Annotated in this window: 2 protein-coding genes and 1 pseudogene; all 3 read left to right on the forward strand. The window is 59.6% G+C overall.

Going from position 1 to position 2659, the window contains the following annotated elements; translation table 11 throughout:
- Positions 1–954, forward strand: a 954-nt coding sequence (gene plsX / locus ACIOVB_RS27325; RefSeq protein WP_401272254.1) for a phosphate acyltransferase PlsX, incomplete at its 5' end; no start/stop codon positions are given.
- A gap of 123 nt (positions 955–1077) precedes the next feature.
- Entirely contained in the window at positions 1078–2016 is a 939-nt protein-coding gene (gene fabD, locus ACIOVB_RS27330) for an ACP S-malonyltransferase (RefSeq protein ID WP_401272255.1), read from the forward strand.
- Positions 2017–2032: 16 nt separating this feature from the next.
- Positions 2033–2623: pseudogene (locus ACIOVB_RS27335) on the forward strand (3-oxoacyl-ACP reductase family protein); the annotation flags it as partial.
- Between the last annotated feature and the right edge of the window lie 36 nt (positions 2624–2659).

Here is a 2659-nt window from a genome sequence, read left to right on the forward strand (position 1 = left end):
ATTGTTCAGGCCAGCCTTGCTTGCCTGTCTGCTACGCCCTCGCTGCACCTGACCCTCGTCGGTCAACCCTCCCTTCTTGAAGAATTGATCAACGGCCAATCGGCTGCCGATCGCGCGCGCCTGACGATTTTTCCGGCGTCCGAGGTCATCACGATGGACGAAAAGCCGACTCAGGCCTTGCGTGGCAAGCCCGATTCGTCGATGCGTGTCGCCCTTGAGCTGGTGCGCGATGGCAAGGCCCAGGCCTGTGTCAGTGCCGGCAATACCGGTGCGCTGATGGCGTTGTCGCGATTTGTACTCAAGACGTTGCCCGGCATCGACCGGCCGGCGATGGTTGCTGCTATCCCCACTCAGAAAGGTTATTGCCAGTTACTCGACCTGGGCGCCAACGTAGATTGCAGTGCAGAGCACCTTTTGCAGTTTGCGGTGATGGGTTCGGTGGCCGCGCAGACGCTCGGCATTGCCCGTCCACGCGTGGCGTTGCTGAATATCGGCACCGAGGACATCAAAGGCAATCAGCAGGTCAAGCTGGCTGCGACTTTGCTGCAGGCTGCCCGAGGCATCAATTACATCGGTTTCGTCGAAGGTGACGGGTTGTATCGTGGCGAAGCGGACGTCGTGGTCTGCGATGGATTTGTCGGGAATATCCTGCTCAAGTCCAGTGAAGGCCTGGCGACGATGATTGCTGCGCGCATCGAGGCGCTGTTCAAAAAGAATCTTGCCTCCCGCGCTGTCGGTGCCCTGGCGTTGCCGCTGATGAAGCGGTTGCAGGCTGATCTAGCGCCGGCGCGACATAATGGCGCAAGCTTCCTCGGCTTGCAGGGTATCGTGGTGAAAAGTCACGGTTCGGCTGGGGTTCAGGGCTTTCAGAGTGCGATTTCCCGTGCCCTGATCGAGATTCAGGAGAATCTTCCCGAGCGCCTCCACGGTCGTCTGGAGGATTTGTTGTCTTAGGCGTTTTCGTCGGACAATGCTTAAATGTGACCGCCCGGTTCAAAGGGCCATCCAACTGTCAGTTTCTTGCGTCCCCAAGCGGGGCGTCATTCTCCGACGACAAGATCATTAGGGGCTTGTTACATGTCTGCTTCCCTCGCATTCGTCTTTCCAGGACAGGGTTCGCAGTCCCTCGGCATGCTGGCCGAGCTGGGCGCGCAACATCCGTTGATCCTCGAAACTTTCAAAGAAGCATCCGATGCTCTGGGCTATGACCTGTGGGCACTGACCCAGCAGGGGCCGGAAGAGCTGCTCAATCAAACCGATAAAACCCAACCGGCCATTCTGACCGCCTCGATCGCCCTGTGGCGTCTGTGGCTGGCTGAAGGTGGTGCGCGTCCGGCCTTTGTTGCCGGTCACAGCCTGGGTGAATACAGCGCCCTGGTTGCTGCTGGCAGTCTGACACTGGCTGACGCTGTGAAACTCGTCGAGCGCCGTGGTCAACTGATGCAGGAAGCTGTTCCGGCCGGGCAGGGCGGCATGGCTGCCATCCTCGGTCTGGAAGATGCCGACGTGCTGGCTGCCTGTGCCGAAGCGGCACAAGGCGAAGTGGTCAGTGCCGTCAACTTCAACTCGCCTGGCCAGGTCGTGATTGCCGGTGCCAAGGCTGCCGTTGAGCGTGCCATCGAAGGTTGCAAGGCCCGTGGCGCCAAGCGCGCCATGCCGCTGCCGGTGAGCGTGCCGTCGCACTGCGAACTGATGCGTCCGGCTGCCGAGCGCTTTGCCGAATCCATCGCCTCCATCGACTGGCAGGTGCCGCAGATCCCGGTGGTGCAGAACGTAAGCGCGCAAGTGCCGGCCGATCTGGAAACCCTCAAGCGTGATCTGCTCGAACAACTGTACAAGCCGGTTCGCTGGGTCGAGTCGGTACAGACTCTGGCCGCGAAGGGCGCGACCAATCTGGTCGAATGCGGTCCGGGCAAAGTACTGGCCGGTCTGAACAAACGTTGCGCCGAAGGCGTTGCGACTTCCAACCTCAATACCCCAGACGCTTTCGCTGCCGCTCGCGCAGCGCAAGCCTGAATCAGGAGAAGCTTGCATGAGTCTGCAAGGTAAAGTTGCACTGGTAACCGGTGCAAGCCGCGGTATCGGCCAGGCTATCGCACTGGAACTGGGTCGTCAGGGCGCCATCGTTGTTGGCACCGCGACCTCTGCCAAAGGTGCCGAGGCGATTGCCGCCACTCTGAAAGAACACGGCATTCAGGGCACCGGTCTGGAACTGAACGTGACCAGTGACGAGTCGGTCAGCAAAGTGATCGCGAGCATTCAGGAACAGTTCGGTGCGCCGGCGATTCTGGTCAATAATGCCGGTATCACCCGCGATAACCTGATGATGCGCATGAAAGACGATGAATGGTACGACGTGATCGATACCAACCTGAACAGTCTATATCGCCTGTCCAAGGGCGTTCTGCGCGGCATGACCAAGGCGCGTTGGGGTCGAATTATCAGTATTGGCTCGGTGGGGGGTGCCATGGGCAACGCAGGCCAAGTACACTAGGCAGCCGCCAAGGCCGGTCTGGAAGGTTTCAGCCGTGCAATGGCGCGTGAAGTCGGTTCGCGTTCGATTACGGTCAACTCGGTAACCCCAGGGTTTATCGACACCGATATGACCCGCGAGCTGCCTGAATTAGACCATTAGGAGTAGATCTCACTAGATACGAGG

Origin of the sequence: Pseudomonas sp. NPDC087639 (assembly GCF_044743385.1) — a bacterium.
Taxonomy (GTDB): Bacteria; Pseudomonadota; Gammaproteobacteria; order Pseudomonadales; family Pseudomonadaceae; genus Aquipseudomonas.